Origin of the sequence: Pseudomonas sp. S11P7, assembly GCF_023195435.1 — a bacterium.
Taxonomy (GTDB): domain Bacteria; phylum Pseudomonadota; class Gammaproteobacteria; order Pseudomonadales; family Pseudomonadaceae; genus Aquipseudomonas; species Aquipseudomonas fluorescens_G.
On the sequence record NZ_JALPKS020000002.1, the window covers coordinates 1302579 to 1320341 of the forward strand.

Below are 17763 nucleotides of genomic sequence, written 5' to 3' on the forward strand. Positions count from 1 at the left end.
ACTAATTATTTGCAGACGTCATCCGTTCTCATCTGTGAATGGCTGCGGGTATTGCTCCCGGCCAGACAGCATTCGATGCCTTGCGCGGTCGGCACAGACCGCGCCCCTGCACGCCTTTTCGCAAGGCGTGACGCCGCAACCCGATTCCACCAGCAAGCCGAATTCAGGCAGGAAACCTCATGACCGACGCGTTCGAACTCCCCAGCACCCTGGTCCATGCCCTTCAGCGCCGCGCGGCCCTGACGCCGGATCGACTGGCCTTGCGTTTTCTTGCCGAAAACCAGGAGCAGGCTGTGGTACTCAGTTATCGCGAACTCGATCAGCGGGCGCGGACCATCGCCGCCGCGTTGCAGGCTGAGGCGCAATCGGGCGACCGCGCAGTGCTGCTGTTTCCCAGCGGCCCGGATTACGTCGCGGCGTTTTTTGGTTGCCTGTACGCCGGCGTGATCGCAGTGCCGGCTTACCCGCCGGAATCGGCACGGCGTCATCATCAGGAACGTTTGCTGTCGATCATTGCCGATGCCGAACCGCGCCTGTTGCTGACCAGCGCCGACCTGCGCGAGGCCTTGCAGCAGATCGAAGGCGCGCCGCCGCTGCTGTGCGTTGATAACCTCGGCGAGGCGCTGGCGCAAAACTGGCGCGAGCCGACGCTGACGGCAGATCACATCGCCTTCCTGCAATACACCTCCGGCTCTACCGCATTGCCCAAAGGCGTGCAGGTCAGCCACGGCAATCTGGTCGCCAACGAACAGTTGATCCGCCACGGTTTCGGCATCGACGTCAATCCGGACGACGTGATCGTCAGCTGGCTGCCGCTGTACCACGACATGGGCCTGATCGGCGGTTTGCTACAGCCGATCTTCAGCGGCGTGCCGTGCATCCTCATGTCGCCAGCGTATTTCCTCGGTCGACCGTTGCGCTGGCTCGAAGCGATCAGCGAATACGGCGGCACCATCAGTGGCGGACCGGATTTTGCCTATCGCTTATGCAGCGAACGGGTCAGCGAATCCGCCTTGGCGCGCCTCGATTTGAGTCGCTGGCGCGTGGCGTATTCCGGCTCCGAACCGATCCGCCTCGACAGCCTCGAACGCTTCGCCGAAAAGTTTTCCGAATGCGGTTTCAGCGCTGACAGTTTCATGGCCTCGTACGGCTTGGCCGAAGCCACACTGTTCGTTGCCGGCACGCCGCGCGGCACCGGCATTCCAGCGTTGCGTGTCGACGATCAAGCCTTGGCGCAGAACCGCGCCGAGCCGGGTGATGGCAGCGCGATCATGAGCTGCGGCATCAGCCAGCCGGAGCACGCGGTGCTGATCGTCGAACCGAATTCGCTGGAAGAACTGGCGGATAACGCCGTCGGCGAAGTGTGGGCCACCGGGCCGAGCATCGCTCACGGCTACTGGCGCAACCCCGAGGCCAGCGCCAAAACCTTCGTCCAGCACGCCGGCCGTACCTGGCTGCGTACCGGGGATCTGGGGTTTCTGCGCAACGGTGAACTGTTCATCACCGGGCGCTTGAAAGACATGCTGATCGTGCGTGGTCATAACCTCTATCCGCAGGACATCGAGAAGACCGTCGAGAACGAAGTGGAAGTGGTGCGCAAGGGCCGCGTCGCTGCGTTCGCCGTCAATCATGAGGGCGAGGAGGGCATCGGTATTGCTGCGGAAATCAGCCGCAGCGTGCAGAAAGTCCTTGCGCCGCAAGCCTTGATCAAGGCCATTCGCCAAGCGGTGGCCGAGGCGTATCAACAGGCGCCAAGCGTGGTGATCCTGCTCAATCCGGGCGCCTTGCCGAAAACATCCAGCGGCAAATTGCAGCGCTCGGCGTGCCGCACGGGTCTGGCCGATGGCAGCCTCGACAGCTACGCGCTGTTCCCGTCGACGTCGACGACGACCGAGTCCCAGGCCGCGCCAGCCAGCGGCTCGGATCTGCAAGCGCGGATCGGGCAGATCTGGGCCGAACAACTGAACGTCAAACAGGTCGCTGGCGACGATCATTTTTTCCTGCTCGGCGGCAACTCGATCGCGGCCACGCAGGTGATCGCCCGGGTGCGCGAAGAACTCGCGCTGGAGCTGAACCTGCGTCTGCTGTTCGAAGCGCCAACCCTGTCTGCATTCACCGCTGCGGTGGCGCAACAGCAACAGGCCGGTGGCAGCGCACAAGGGGCAATCACCGCGTTGTCGCGCAGCGAGCCGATGCCGCAATCGCTGGCACAGAACCGCTTGTGGATCACCTGGCAACTCGATCCGCACAGCAGCGCCTACAACATTCCCGGCGCCCTGCGCTTGCGCGGCGAACTCGACGAGGTCGCGCTGCGCAGCAGCTTCCAGCAACTGATCGAGCGCCACGAATCCCTGCGCACACGCTTCTTCGAGCGCGACGGCGTTGCGTTGCAACAAGTCGTGGCCGCCGGCGAATTCAACCTGCAAGTGATCGACCTCAGCGACGTGCCGACTACCGAGCGTGAAGCTCGCGCGCAGCAAATCCGCGATGACCAGGCGCATACGCGATTCGATCTGGAAAAAGGCCCGCTGCTCAGGGTGAGCCTGATTCGTCTCGATGACGAAGATCACCAATTGCTGGTGACGATGCACCACATCATCGCCGACGGTTGGTCGCTGAATATTCTGCTCGACGAGTTCTCGCGCCTGTATGCCGCCGCCAGCCAAGGCGCGACGGCTGAACTGCCAGCGCTGCCCACGCAGTATGCCGACTACGGCGACTGGCAGCGCCAATGGCTGGCACAAGGCGAGGGCGAGCGGCAACTGGCGTACTGGCAAGCGCAACTGGGCGACGAGCACCCGGCACTGGAACTCGCCACCGATCACCCACGCTCCGCTCAGCAAAAGCACAGCGCAGCGCGGCATAGCCTGCGGTTGGAGGCGAGCCTCAGCGCAGCCATCCGCAACACCGCGCAGGCGCACGAAGCGACCACCTTCATGCTGTTGCTCGCAGCATTGCAAAGCCTGTTGTATCGCTACAGCGGGCAGCGCGACATTCGCATTGGCGTGCCCAATGCCAACCGTCCGCGCCTGGAAACTCAAGGGCTGATCGGTTTCTTCATCAACACCCAGGTGCTGCGTGCGCAGATCGATTCGCGCCAGTCGTTTGCCGACCTGCTGGCCGAGACACGCCTGGCCGCACTTGGCGCACAAGCGCATCAGGATCTGCCGTTCGAACAGCTGCTCGAAGCCTTTCCGCAGGCCCGCGAACACGGGCTGTTCCAGGTCATGTTCAACCATCAGCAGCGCGACCTCAGTGCGCTCAAGCGCTTGCCGGGGCTGCTCGCCGAGGAGCTGCCGTGGCACAGCCGCGAAGCCAAGTTCGACCTGCAACTGCACAGCGAAGAAGACCGCAACGGGCGTCTGACTCTGTCATTCGATTACGCCAGCGAACTGTTTGACGCGGCCACCATCGAGCGACTGGCCGAGCATTTCTGCAACCTGTTGCGCGACGTCTGCGAGCAGCCGCAGCAGGTGATCGGCGATCTGCAATTGCTGACCATCACCGAGCACGATCAGCGAAATGCCTGGGCCAGCGAAGCCTGCGCCCCGGCGCAACAATGGCTGCCGGAACTGCTCAATCAACAGGCAGGCCTGACCCCGCAGCGCACCGCGCTGGTGTGGGACGGCGGCCGTCTCGATTTCGCCGAACTGCATGCGCAGGCCAACCGCCTCGCGCATTATCTGCGCGACAAGGGCGTCGGTCCGGATGTTTGCGTTGGGATCGCCGCCGAGCGTTCGCCGCAACTGCTGATCGGTCTGTTGGCCATCATCAAGGCTGGCGGCGCCTACGTGCCGCTGGACCCGGATTATCCAGCCGAGCGGCTGGCCTACATGCTGCGTGACAGCGGCGTCGAATTGTTTCTGACCCAGACCCGATTGCTCGAGCGCTTGCCGGCCAGCGACGGCGTCAGCATGATCGCCATGGACGCGTTGCATCTGGAAAACTGGCCGAGCCAGGCACCGGGTCTGCACCTGCATGGCGACAACCTCGCTTACGTGATTTACACCTCGGGCTCCACCGGCGAGCCAAAAGGCGTCGGCAATACCCACGCGGCACTGGCCGAACGTCTGCAATGGATGCAGAACACTTACCGTCTCGATGAAACCGATGTGCTGTTGCAAAAAGCGCCGATCAGTTTCGACGTCTCGGTGTGGGAGTGTTTCTGGCCATTGATCACTGGCGCACGGTTGTTGCTCGCCGGTCCCGGTGAACATCGCGATCCGCATCGCATCGCCCGGCTCGTGCAGCAGTTTGGCGTGACCACGCTGCACTTCGTGCCGCCGCTGCTGGCGCTGTTCATCGACGAACCGCTGAGCATCGAATGCACCAGCCTGCGCCGGGTCTTTTCTGGCGGTGAAGCATTGCCTGCCGAACTGCGTAACCGCGTGCTGGCGCAACTGCCGGCGGTGCAACTGCACAACCGTTATGGCCCGACCGAAACCGCGATCAACGTCACCCACTGGCATTGCACCAGTGCCGATGGCGCGCGCTCGCCGATTGGTCGTCCACTGGGCAACGTGATCTGCCGTGTGCTCGATGCCGATCTGAATCCGCTGCCGGCCGGTGTGCCGGGTGAGTTGTGCATCAGCGGCATCGGTCTGGCTCGCGGTTACCTGGGGCGTCCGTCGTTGACTGCCGAACGCTTTGTCGTCGATCCGCTGGGCGAGCCGGGCGCACGTTTGTATCGCACCGGTGACCGTGCGCGCTGGACCGCCGATGGCGTGATCGAATACCTCGGCCGTCTCGATCAACAGGTCAAACTGCGCGGCTTCCGCGTCGAGCCGGAAGAAATCGAAGCGCGTCTGCTTGCGCAGGAAGGCGTCGCTCAAGCCGTGGTGCTGGTGCGTGAAACCGCTGCCGGCGCGCAACTGATTGGCTACTTCACCGCAACCGATCCTCGCGAAAACCAGGACGAGCAAATTACCCGTCTGAAAACCGCACTGGCCGCCGAGCTGCCGGAGTACATGGTCCCGGCGCAACTGCTGCGCCTCGACGCCATGCCGTTGAGCCCCAGCGGCAAACTCGACCGCCGTGCCTTGCCCGAGCCGCAATGGCAGCTGCGCGAGCACGTCGAACCGGTGACCGAGCTGCAACAGCAGATCGCCGCGATCTGGTGCGAAGTGCTGGGCCTGACCCGGGTCGGCCTGCGCGACGACTTCTTCGCCCTTGGCGGGCACTCGCTGCTGGCCACGCAAATCATCTCGCGCACCCGTCAGGCCTGTGACGTCGAGTTGCCGCTGCGTGCCTTGTTCGAGCATAGCGAACTCGCTGATTTCGCCGAGCAGGTTCGGCAGATTCAGCTCAGCGGGCACACCAACGAACAGCCGCCGATCGCCAAAGTCGATCGCAGCCAAGCGGTGCCGTTGTCCTATTCGCAACAGCGCATGTGGTTCCTCTGGCAGATGGAACCGGACAGCCCGGCGTACAACGTCGGCGGCATGGCGCGGCTGCGCGGCGTGTTGCATGTCGAACATTTTGAAGCGGCCCTGCAAGCACTGATCCTGCGTCACGAAACCTTGCGTACCACATTCCCCAGCATCGACGGCGTCGCCCGCCAGCAGGTGCATGGCGAAACGGGTGTGCGCATGGGCTGGAAGGATTTCACCGGCTCTGCTGCTGACCTGCGCGAGCAAAAGGTCCAGCAACTGGCTGACGAAGAAGCGCATCGGCCGTTCGATCTGGAAACCGGCCCGCTGCTGCGCGCCTGTCTGGTGAAAACCGCCGAGCACGAGCATTACTTTGTCCTGACCTTGCACCACATCGTCACCGAAGGCTGGGCGATGGACATTTTCGCCCGCGAACTCAGCGCGTTGTACGAAGCCTTTGTCGATGAGCGTGAATCGCCGCTGGAGCCGCTGCCGGTGCAGTATCTGGACTACAGCGTCTGGCAGCGCCACTGGCTGGAATCCGGCGAGCGTCAGCGTCAGCTCGACTACTGGACCGCGCAACTGGGCCGCGAACATCCATTGCTGGAACTGCCGGGCGACCGCCCCCGTCCGCCAGTACAAAGTCATCAGGGCGAACTGTTTCGTTTCGACCTGAGCGACGACCTCGCCGCGCGGGTGCGGGCATTCAATGCGCAACACGGCCTGACCCTGTTCATGACCATGACGGCGGCGCTCGCCACCTTGCTGTACCGCTACAGCGGTCAGACCGATCTGCGCATCGGCGCGCCGGTGGCCAACCGCATCCGCCCGGAAAGCGAAGGGTTGATCGGTGCGTTCCTCAACACCCAGGTGTTGCGTTGCCAGCTCGACGGCATGATGTCGGTCGGCGAACTCTTCGAACAGGTACGCCACACGGTGATCGAAGGTCAGTCGCATCAGGACCTGCCGTTCGATCATCTGGTCGAGGCGTTGCAGCCGCCGCGCAGCGCTGCCTATAACCCGTTGTTCCAGGTGATGTGCAACGTGCAGCGCTGGGAATTTCAGCAAAGCCGCAGCCTGGCCGGGATGACCGTCGAGTACCTGGCCAACGATGCCCGCGCGACCAAATTCGATCTCAACCTGGAGGTCACCGACCTCGATCAGCGCCTCGGTTGCTGCCTGACCTACAGCACCGATCTGTTCGACGAACCGACCATTGCGCGCATGGCCAGGCACTGGCGCAACCTGCTTGAGGCACTGATCGCCGACCCGCAGCAACGCCTCGGCGAACTGCCGTTACTTGATCCAGCCGAGCAACAACACGTGCTCGACAGCCTCGGCATCGAGCCGGGCACGCACCGTCTCGACCAGTGCATCCATCACCTGTTCGCCGAACAGGCACTGGCGCGCCAGGACGCGCCGGCGCTGACCTTTGCCGGGCAAACCCTGAGCTACGCCGAACTCGATGCCCGCGCCAATCGTCTGGCCTGGGCCCTGCGCGAGCGCGGCGTCGGCCCGCAAGTGCGGGTCGGTCTGGCGCTGGAGCGTTCGCTGGAAATGGTCATCGGCCTGCTGGCGATTCTCAAGGCCGGCGGCGCGTATGTGCCGCTCGACCCGGAATACCCGCTCGACCGTCTGCACTACATGATCGAAGACAGCCGCATTGGTCTGCTGCTCAGCGATCGGGCAATGTTCGCCGCGCTCGGTGAGCTGCCTCAAGGCGTCGTACGCTGGTGCCTGGAAGACGACAGCGCGGCGCTGGCCGATTACCCGGTGACCGAGCTGCCGTTGATCAGTCTGCCGCAGCATCAGGCGTACCTGATCTACACCTCGGGTTCGACCGGCAAACCGAAAGGCGTGGTGGTTTCCCATGGCGAAATCGCCATGCACTGCCAAGCGGTGATCGAGCGTTTCGGCATGCGCCCCGACGACTGCGAACTGCACTTCTATTCGATCAACTTCGACGCCGCCACCGAACGTCTGCTGGTGCCGTTGCTCAGCGGCGCGCAGGTTGTACTGCGTGCGCAAGGTCAGTGGGACGCGGAAGAAATCTGCGGTTTGATCCGCACACATCAAATCAACGTGCTCGGTTTCACCCCGAGTTATGGCAGCCAGTTGGCGCGGTTCCTCGCCACGCAAAACCAAATCCTGCCGGTGCGGATGATCATCACCGGCGGCGAAGCGCTGACCGGTGAGCACCTGCAACGGATTCGGGCGGCGTTCAAACCGGCGCTGTTCTTCAATGCCTATGGCCCGACCGAAACCGTGGTCATGCCGCTGGCCAGTCTGGCGCCAGAGGTGCTGGAGGAGGGCGCTGGCAGCGTGCCGATCGGCAGCGTGATCGGCGCGCGTGTGGCGTACATTCTCGACGCCGATCTGGCGTTGGTGCCGCAAGGTGCGACCGGTGAACTGTTCATCGGTGGCGCCGGGCTGGCGCAGGCCTATCACGATCGTCCGGGGATCAGCGCCGAGCGTTTTGTCGTTGATCCATTTGCCGCTGATGGCGGGCGCATGTACCGCACCGGCGATCTGGTGCGCCAGCGTGCCGATGGTCTGGTGGAATATCTGGGACGTATCGATCATCAAGTGAAGATTCGCGGTTTCCGCATCGAACTCGGTGAAATCGAAACCCGCCTGCTCGATCACGAGTCGATTCGCGAAGCGGTAGTGCTCGCACTCGATGCGCCGAGCGGCAAGCAACTGGTCGGCTATCTGGTCACTGAAGTCGCCGGGCAAAGCGAAGCCAGCCAGATCGAACTGCGCGAAGCGTTGAAGGCCCATCTCAAGACACAACTGCCGGATTACATGGTGCCGACCCACCTGATTCTATTGGCGAGCATGCCGCTGACCGCCAACGGCAAACTTGACCGCCGCGCCTTGCCCGCGCCGGACCCTGAACTCAACCGTCAAGACTATGTGGCGCCGAGCAATGAACTGGAGCAGAGCCTGGCGCAGATCTGGTGTGATGTGCTCAACGTTAAACGAGTCGGCCTTAACGACAACTTCTTCGAACTCGGCGGTGACTCGATTCTGTCGATTCAGGTGGTCAGCCGCGCGCGTCAACAGGGTATTCATTTCAGCCCGCGGGATCTGTTCCAGCATCAGACCGTGCACAGCCTCGGCGCCGTCGCCAGCCGCACCGAGCGGGTGACGGCCGAGCAGGGGCTGGTGACCGGTGAATCGCGTCTGACGCCGATTCAGCACTGGTTCTTCGACAGCGACATTCCCCAGCGACAGCACTGGAACCAGGCGTTGTTGCTGGAGCCAAGTGTGGCGCTGCAAGCGCAGATTCTCGGGCAAGCGCTGCTGGCGGTGATCGAGCACCACGATGCATTGCGTCTGCGTTTCGCCGAGGTCAATGGTCAGTGGCAAGCGACCCATGAACCGCTGTCCGCTGCGAATTTTTTCTGGCATCGCCGCGTCGAGTCGATGGAGGCTTGCGAAGCGCTGTTCGCCGAGGCCCAGCGCAGCCTCGATCTGGCGCAAGGCCCGCTGGTACGGGCGGTGCTGGTCGATGGCCCGCAAGGCCAGCAACGTCTGTTCATGGCGATTCATCACTTGGTGGTCGACGGTGTCTCGTGGCGCGTGTTGCTCGACGATGTGCAAACGGTCTATCGCCAACTCGACGCCGAGCAGCCGCTGCAACTGCCGGCGAAAACCAGCGCGTTCAAGGATTGGGCTGCGCGTTTGCAGGCCTACGCCGGCAGCGAATCCCTGCGCGAAGAACTCGGTTGGTGGCAGGCCCAACTGGCCGGGCCGAGCGCCGATCTGCCTTGTGCGAATCCACAGGGCGGGCGACAGCATCGTCACGCGCAAACCGTCAGCGTACGCCTCGATGCCGAGCGGACCCGGCAACTGCTGCAACAGGCGCCGAGCGCTTACCGCACGCAGGTCAACGACTTGCTGCTGACCGCGCTGGCCCGTGTGCTGTGCCGTTGGACGGGCGAGGCGTCGGCGCTGATTCAACTGGAAGGCCACGGCCGCGAAACCCTGTTCGACGAGATCGACCTGACCCGTACGGTCGGCTGGTTCACCAGCGCTTACCCGCTGCGCCTGGCGCCGTGCGCCAGTGAAGAAAGCGCCGGGCAAGGCACGTCGATCAAAGCGATCAAAGAGCAATTGCGTGCAGTGCCGCACAAAGGTCTGGGCTACGGTGTGCTGCGTTATCTGGCCGACGACGCCAGCCGTGCGAGCATGATCGCGCTGCCGATCGCGCCGATCACCTTCAACTACCTCGGCCAGTTCGACCAGAGCTTCGCCAGCGATGCGCTGTTCCGTCCGCTCGACGAGCCGCTCAGTGCCGCCCACGATCCGCAGGCGCCGTTGCCGAACGAGTTGAGTGTCGACAGTCAGGTCTACGGCGGCGAACTGCAGCTGCGCTGGACCTTCAGCGCCGAGCGTTATGACGCAGAGTCCATCGCTGATCTGGCCGATGCCTACCTGGCTGAGCTGCAGAGTCTGATTGCCCATTGCCTGCAAGACGAGGCCGGTGGCCTGACGCCGTCGGACTTCCCGCTGGCGCAACTGACCCAGGCACAACTCGATGCGCTGCCGGTGCCGGCCGCGCACATCGAAGATGTCTATCCGCTGACGCCGATGCAGGAAGGCATGCTGCTGCACACCTTGCTCGAACCGGGCACTGGTCTGTACTACATGCAGGATCGCTACCGCATCAACAGTGAACTCGACCCCGAGCGTTTCGCCCAGGCGTGGCAAGCGGTGGTCGCCCGCCATGAAGCGTTGCGTGCCTCGTTCTGCTGGAACGTCGGCGCAGACATGCTGCAAGTGATCCACACGCCGGGTCGCACGCCGATCGACTACCTGGACTGGAGCGCCATCGCCGAAGCCGAGCAGGAACCGCAGCTGCAAGCGCTGCTGAAGCGCGAGCGTGAGGCCGGTTTCGATCTGCTTGCTCAAGCGCCGTTTCATCTGCGTCTGATCAAGGTCGGCGCGGCGCGTTACTGGTTCATGATGAGCAACCACCACATCCTCATCGATGCCTGGTGCCGCTCATTGCTGATGAACGATTTCTTCGAGATCTACAGCGCCCTCGGCGAAGGCCGCGAAGCGCAGTTGAGCACGCCGCCGCGTTATCGCGATTACATCGGCTGGCTGCAACGCCAGAGCCTGGCCGAGGCGCGGCAGTGGTGGCAGCAGAACCTGCAAGGGTTCGAGCGCACCACACCGATCCCGAGTGACCGTCCGTTCCTGCGTGAACATGCCGGCGAAAGCGGTGGGATGATCGTTGGCGACTGCTACACCCGCCTCGATATCGAGGACGGTGCGCGGCTGCGTGAACTGGCGCAGGCGCATCAGCTGACCATCAACACGTTTGCGCAAGCGGCGTGGGCGCTGGTCTTGCGTCGCCTCAGCGGTGATCGCGACGTGCTGTTTGGCGTCACCGTGGCAGGGCGCCCGGTGGACATGCCAGAGATGCAACGCACGGTGGGCCTGTTCATCAACAGCATCGCGCTGCGCGTGCAGATGCCAGCGGACGGTGAGCGCTGCAGCGTGCGGCAATGGCTGAGCGCGCTGCTCGACCGCAACATGCAGTTGCGCGAGTACGAATATTTGCCGCTGGTGAACATCCAGGAACAAAGCGAATTGCCCAAGGGCCAGCCGCTGTTCGACAGCCTGTTCGTCTTCGAAAACGCCCCGGTGGAAGTCTCGGTGCTGGATCGGGCGCAGAGCCTCAACGCGTCCTCGGATTCCGGCCGCACCCACACCAATTTCCCGCTGACGGCGGTGTGCTATCCGGGCGATGACCTCGGTCTGCACCTGTCGTATGACCAGCGTTATTTCGACGAGTCAACGGTTGAACGCATGCTCGCTGAGTTCAAGCGTTTGCTGCTGGCGCTGGTCGTGGGTTTCCATGGCGACATGGCCGAGCTGCCGCTGCTCGGTGCGCAAGAGCGGGATTTCCTCCTGCACGGTTGCAACCAGAGTGCGCGGGATTATCCGCTGGAGCAGAGCTACGTCGCGCTGTTCGAAGCGCAGGTCGCCGCGCATCCACAACGCATCGCCGCCAGCTGTCTGGATCAACAGCTGAGCTATGCCGAACTGAACCAGCGCGCCAACCGCCTCGGTCACGCACTGATCGCCGCCGGGGTGACGTTCGATCAACCGGTGGCGCTGCTGAGCGAACGCAATCCCGATCTGCTCGGCATGATCATCGGCAGCTTCAAGGCCGGCGCCGGCTATCTGCCGCTGGACCCGGGCCTGCCGGGCCAGCGCCTGCAGCGCATCGTCGAGCTGAGCCGCACGCCGGTGCTGGTCTGCAGTCAGGCCTGTCGCGAACAGGCGCAAGCGTTGCTCGATGAGTGCGGTTGCGCCCATCGCCCACGGCTGCTGGTCTGGGAAGAACTCCAGGCGGCGGCGACCTCGGCGGACAATCCCGGCCTGTACAGCGCCCCGGACAATCTCGCTTACGTGATTTACACCTCGGGTTCCACCGGGCAGCCGAAAGGAGTAATGGTCGAGCAGCGCGGCATGCTCAACAACCAGTTGAGCAAGGTGCCGTATCTGCAACTGAGCGAAGCCGATGTGATCGCGCAGACCGCTTCGCAAAGCTTCGACATTTCGGTCTGGCAGTTCCTCGCTGCGCCGTTGTTCGGCGCGCGGGTCGATATCGTGCCGAACGCCATCGCCCATGATCCGCAGGGTTTGCTGATGCATGTGCAAGCCCAGGGCATCACTGTGCTGGAAAGCGTGCCGTCGCTGATTCAGGGCATGCTTGCTTCCGAGCGGCTGAGCCTGGATGGCCTGCGCTGGATGCTGCCAACCGGTGAAGCAATGCCGCCGGAGCTGGCCCACCAGTGGCTGCTGCGTTACCCGGACATCGGTCTGGTCAACGCCTATGGTCCGGCCGAGTGTTCGGACGATGTGGCGTTCTTCCGTGTCGACATGGCATCGACGCGCGGCAGTTATTTACCGATCGGTACGCCGACCGACAACAATCTGCTGTACCTGCTTGATGGTGCGCTGGAGTTGGTGCCGCTGGGCGCGGTGGGCGAATTGTGCGTCGCCGGGACGGGCGTCGGACGCGGTTACGTCAGTGATCCGCTGCGCACCGCGCCGGTGTTTGTGCCGAATCCGTTCGGTGCGCCGGGCGAGCGCCTGTATCGCACCGGAGATCTGGCGCGGCGGCGCGCCGATGGCGTGCTGGAATACGTCGGCCGCGTTGATCATCAGGTGAAAATTCGCGGTTACCGCATCGAACTGGGCGAGATCGAAGCCCGCCTGCATGAACAGCCGGAAGTGCGCGACGGTGCGGTCGGTGTGCAGGAGGGGGCTAACGGCAAACATCTGGTGGGTTATCTGGTTGCAGCGGATTCCACACTGAATCCGCAAGAGCGCCTGGAGCGAATCAAACAGCGCCTGCGCGCCGAACTGCCGGAATACATGGTGCCGCTGCATTGGTTGTGGCTCGATCAACTGCCGCTCAACGCCAACGGCAAGCTTGATCGCAAAGCCTTGCCGGCGCTGGAGATCGGCCAGTTGCACAGCCACGACTATCTGGCGCCACGCAATGAGCTGGAGCAGACCCTGGCGGATATCTGGGCCGAGGTGCTGAAGGTCGACACGGTCGGTGTACGCGACAACTTTTTCGAGCTGGGCGGGCATTCGTTGCTGGCCACGCAGATTGCCTCGCGGGTGCAGAAAACCCTGCAACGCGACGTGCCGTTGCGGGCGATGTTCGAGTGCAGCACGGTGGAGGAACTGGCCGATTACATCGATGGACTGGCGGCGAGTGACATCACTGAGGAGAAGGTTGATCGGTTGAATGATCTGATGGCGGAGCTGGAGGGGCTGTAGTTTTTCGGCGCCTGGGCCGGCCTCTTCGCTGGCAAGCCAGCTCCCACAGTTTTTGCGGTGTGCACAAATCTTGTGAACGACGTTGAACCCTGTGGGAGCTGGCTTGCCAGCGATGGCGTCGGTCAATTCAACACAAATCAACCGGTAAGTGACTGTACATTTCGATCCTTGACGATCAGCAACCGGCAGCTCAGTCTGCCGGTTCTGTTTTTTCTCGCGGGGGATGGTCGATGCCTTTTTTCACGATTGACGGACAAGCGCTGCATTACACCGATCAAGGCGCTGGCCCGGCGGTGCTGCTGGCCGGCAGTTACTTGTGGGATCACGCCATGTGGGCGCCGCAGATCGCTGCGCTGGCGCCGCATTATCGGGTGATTGCGCTGGACCTGTGGGGCCATGGCGAGTCGGGGCGGTTGCCGCAAGGTACCTCGTCACTGGATGACATCGCCCGTCAGGCGCAAGCCTTGCTTGACCATCTGCAGATCGACCGCGTCACGCTGGTGGGCCTGTCGGTCGGCGGCATGTGGGGCGTGCGCCTGGCGCTTTCGGCGCCGCAGCGACTCAATGGTCTGGTGCTGATGGACACGTATGTCGGTGTCGAGCCCGAGCCGACCCGCCAGTACTATTTCTCGCTGTTCAAGCAGATCGAAGACAGCGGCGAAATCTCCGGACAACTGCTGGATATCGTCGTGCCGATCTTCTTCCGACCGGGCATCGATCCGCAGTCGGCGCTGTATCAGGATTTCCGCGCGAAACTGGCGGCGTATTCCGCCGATCGACTGCGCGACAGCATCGTGCCGATGGGGCGCATCACTTTTGGTCGCAATGACTTGTTGCCACGCCTGGGCGAGCTGGATGCCGTAGCGACGCTGGTGCTGTGCGGCGATCAGGACAAGCCACGGCCGCCGGCGGAAGCCCGGGAAATGGCTGAGTTGATCGGCTGCCCATGCGTGCTGGTGCCGGAGGCGGGGCATATCTCCAATCTGGAGAATCCGCAGTTTGTGACGGATGCGTTGTTGAGCTTCCTGAGCGAGCGCAACCTTTAGACCGAGTCATCGTTTATCGCGGGCAAGCCCGCTCCCACAGAATTTGGTGGCGTACACGAAATTTGTGATCACCTCGGTCATTGTGGGAGCGGGCTTGCCCGCGAAGAGGCCGTTTCAGACGACAAAGAATCTGAGGTTATTTAGGCCCCAGAATCTTCACCAGCTTCTCCGCCGTCGGCGCCCCTTGTTGCTGTTGCAGCTCACCCTTGTCGTCCATGTAGAAGATCGCCGGTGTCGCCTGCAGCTCAAGGTCTTCCATCAACTGCATGTTCGCCGCCAGTTTGGTCTGCACCGCCACCGGAATTTCCTTCAAGGCTTTGAGCGAGCTGCCCTTGCCAGCCTTTTCGTGATCTTCCAGTGCCTTGGCCGGGTCTTTTGCCGCCAGCAGCGCCGCCGATTTGCCCGGGCTGTCTTCGCGGATGATACCGACCATGATGTGGCGCAATTGCACCTTGCCGGCTTTCACCCACGGCCGCGCCTGCTCCCAGAACATGTTGCAGTACGGGCAGTTCGGATCGCTGAACAAGTACACCGTGCGCGGTGCATCCTTGTTGCCGTCCTGAATCCAGTTGCTGGCCTCGAACCTGGCCCAGACTTCCTTGGCCATCGGCGCGTAGACCAGTTTCTGCAGGGGCTCGCTGCTCAAGTCCTTGCCGTCGGCGTCGTACAGATTACCCAGCAGCACGTGCTTGCCATCCGGCGTCAGGTACAGCGCCATGCCGCGATTCTGGTACTGCGCCGCATAACCGCGCAGGCCGTCGGGAGCCTCGAACTGGCCGACGATCTTCGCGCCCTTGGCTTCGATCTGCTTGATCGCGGCGGGCAGTTCTTCAGCAGCCTGCACCGACGGCAAGTGCAGCAGGGCGCCGCTCAGGGTCAGCGTCAGCAGGTGGCGGAGGCGGGGCATGGCAGTTTCCTTGCAGAGGTGGCCGGTGCGGTGGCCGGGTTCGAATGGGGGATCGGCGTGTCGAAGTTTTCCAGCGCACGGGCCAGGCTGGCGTTCGACAACTCACCGAGGTGGCTGCTCAGCAGGCGACCGTCGGGGCTATAGAACAGCGTAGTCGGCAATGCCATCGAACCCACGGCCTGGCCGAGGCGACCGCTGCGGTCGAACAATACGTTGTTCAGACTCAGGCCCTGGGTTTCGAGGAAGGTCGCCACGCTTTGCATGCTTTCGGCCTGGTTGACGAACAGGAAGGTCAGGTCCGGGCGTTGTTGCTGGGCGTTTTCCAGCACCGGCATCTCGCGCCTGCACGGTGGGCACCAGGTCGCCCAGAGATTGATCACCAGCGGCCCGCCCTGATAATCGCTGAGCTGGATGGTTTCCCCGGCCGCGTTGCGCAGGGTGATGTCCGGCAGACGAGTGCCTTGTTCGTAGATATTCAGCGACAGCGTGGCCAGCAGCCAGAACGCCACACCACTGGCCACGCCGAAACCCAGCGGACGCCGCAGTCCGGGACGGCGCCAGCCGCGATACAGCGCCGCCAGCAACAGCACGATCACCCCCGGCCAGGCGAGAAAACCGCCGTCACGCAGGTCGATGATCTGCCACGGGTCCGCGCGATAGTGCGACCAGTACAGCGCGACAAAGGCCACCCGCGCGGCGAGCATGCCCAGCAGAAACAGGCTGAACAATGCCGACTCGGGATTATCGCCACCGCGCTTGGCCACCCGCCAGCCGACAAAAGTCGCCAGCGCCAGGGCACTGATCAGCAGCAAATGGTTGAGCGCGATGGCAAAGGTGCCGAGGGTGAAGGTCAGCATTAATTGGCGTCTCGGGTGGCGTTCCAGCGTTGCAGGAAGGTGTCGGCATCGACTTCGCCGGTAATCCGCTGGCTGCGACGTTCTTCACCGTCGCTGCCGATCCAGACGAAACTCGGTGGCCCCGGCACTTTGTAACGGCTGAGCAATTCACGGCTGGCGGCATTGTCAGCGGTGACATCCAGGCGCAGCAGGCGCACGTCATCCAACGCCTGCATGACATTGGCCTTGCCGAACACCTGCTTCTCCATGACCTTGCACGACACGCACCAGTCGGCGTAGTAGTCGAGCAACACCCACTGGCCCTGCGCTTTGGCCGCGTCGAGTTCACGTTGCAGCGCCGCCGGGTCCTTTATCGTGGTGAACGCCTCATGCCCGGCTGGCGCTACTGAACCGGCACGGCCAGCGCTGTAGACCTGCAACGGTTGATACGGGTCGTCGCTGCCGCCGGCCGCGCCAATCACCAGCAGGCTGCCCCACAACCCGAGCAGCAGCGAAGTGGCACCAAACACCTGCGCGACGCGGCCGAAACCTTCGGACTGTTTCCAGGCGCAGAACGCGGCGATCAACAGCAATGCACCGCACAGGCCCAGCCACAACGAGGCGTTGAGGACCGGGCGCAGCATCAGCAACGCGGTGGCCAGAAAAAGGAAGCCGAACACGCCTTTGAGCAGGTTCATCCACGCGCCGGGTTTGGGCAGGAAACGGTTGCCCACGGTCACCAGCAACAACAAAGGCACACCGATACCGATGCCCAGCGAGAACAGAATCAAGCCGCCGTGCAAGGCATTGCCGGTCTGCGCGATATACAGCAGGGCGCCGGCCAGCGGTGCGGTCATGCATGGGCCGACCAGCAGACCGGACAACGCACCAAGGACCCCGGCGCCGATCAGGCTGCCACCGCTGCGACTGCGCGAGGCGTGTTCGAGGCGATCACGCAGGGCCACCGGCAGTTGCAGTTCGAAAAAGCCGAACATCGGCAGGGCCAATATCACGAAAATCGCCGCAAACGTGCCGAGCAACCAAGGGTTCTGCAACCACGCCTGCAGGTTCGCACCGAGCAGCGCGGCAATCACACCCATTGCGGCATAGACCAGCGCCATGCAAATCACATAACTGCCGGCCAGAGCAAAGCCTCGACGCGGCGTGGCGCCGCTGCCGACCACCATGCCAGCCAGAATCGGCAACATTGGCAACGTGCACGGCGTGAAGGCCAGCAGCAGACCGAGGCCGAAGAACACCAATAGACTCCAGCCCAACGCCCGTTGTTGCAGGCTGCTGGCCAAGGCCTGATCCGGTGCTTGCGCGTCCGGCGCAACGGCCGCCTTGCCGCCCAGATCAATCACGCGGGTTTGCGGTGGATAACACAGACCGGCATCGGCACAGCCTTGATAGCTGACCTTGATCTGGCCGTTGGCCGCTGCCGGAATTTTCACTTCCAGACCCTGACGGTAGACCGGTTGCTCGCCGAAGAACTCGTCGCTGTGCGATTCCCCTTCAGGCAGCTTCGGCTGCTGATCGGCGGTGAGACCATCGAACTTCAACCGTTTCTGATACAGGTAATAGCCGTCGCTGATTTGCCAGAACAGCTGGGTTTCCCCGGACTCAAGACGTTCGGATGTCAGCACAAAGGCTTTGTCGACCGGCAGAAACTCGGGTTTCGTATCGAATGGATTGTTTCCTGCCTGGGCCAGGCCCGAGATCAAGAGAGCGAACAACAGAAAAAAATGACGCATGGAGGAGCCTTGTCCCTGTGCAAGTGAGCGCAGAAT

At 63.1% G+C, this 17763-nt stretch carries 5 protein-coding genes; 2 read left to right on the forward strand and 3 right to left on the reverse strand.

Going from position 1 to position 17763, the window contains the following annotated elements; genetic code table 11:
• The first annotated feature begins 179 nt into the window (after positions 1 to 179).
• Positions 180 to 13184, forward strand: coding sequence for a non-ribosomal peptide synthetase (locus M0746_RS06070; RefSeq protein WP_258448493.1), 13005 nt, complete (start codon positions 180 to 182; stop codon positions 13182 to 13184).
• 230 nt (positions 13185 to 13414) lie between these two features.
• Positions 13415 to 14230 (forward strand): alpha/beta fold hydrolase, encoded by an 816-nt coding sequence (locus M0746_RS06075; protein WP_258448494.1) that lies wholly within the window; start codon positions 13415 to 13417, stop codon positions 14228 to 14230.
• A 136-nt stretch (positions 14231 to 14366) separates the two neighbouring features.
• Here the strand turns inward: M0746_RS06075 and dsbG are convergent, their stop codons facing one another.
• The 3 genes from dsbG to dsbD are packed head-to-tail and all read right to left on the reverse strand — an operon-like array spanning position 14367 to position 17727.
• Positions 14367 to 15137 (reverse strand): thiol:disulfide interchange protein DsbG, encoded by a 771-nt coding sequence (gene dsbG, locus M0746_RS06080; protein WP_258448495.1) that lies wholly within the window; start codon positions 15135 to 15137, stop codon positions 14367 to 14369.
• A complete protein-coding gene (locus M0746_RS06085) occupies positions 15113 to 15994 on the reverse strand; it encodes a TlpA disulfide reductase family protein (protein ID WP_258448496.1) in 882 nt (293 codons plus the stop codon). Before M0746_RS06085 ends, dsbG begins: the two co-directional genes overlap by 25 nt.
• Positions 15994 to 17727, reverse strand: coding sequence for a protein-disulfide reductase DsbD (gene dsbD, locus M0746_RS06090; protein ID WP_258448497.1), 1734 nt, complete (start codon positions 17725 to 17727; stop codon positions 15994 to 15996). The genes M0746_RS06085 and dsbD overlap by 1 nt, the downstream gene beginning before the upstream one ends.
• Positions 17728 to 17763 lie beyond the last annotated feature (36 nt).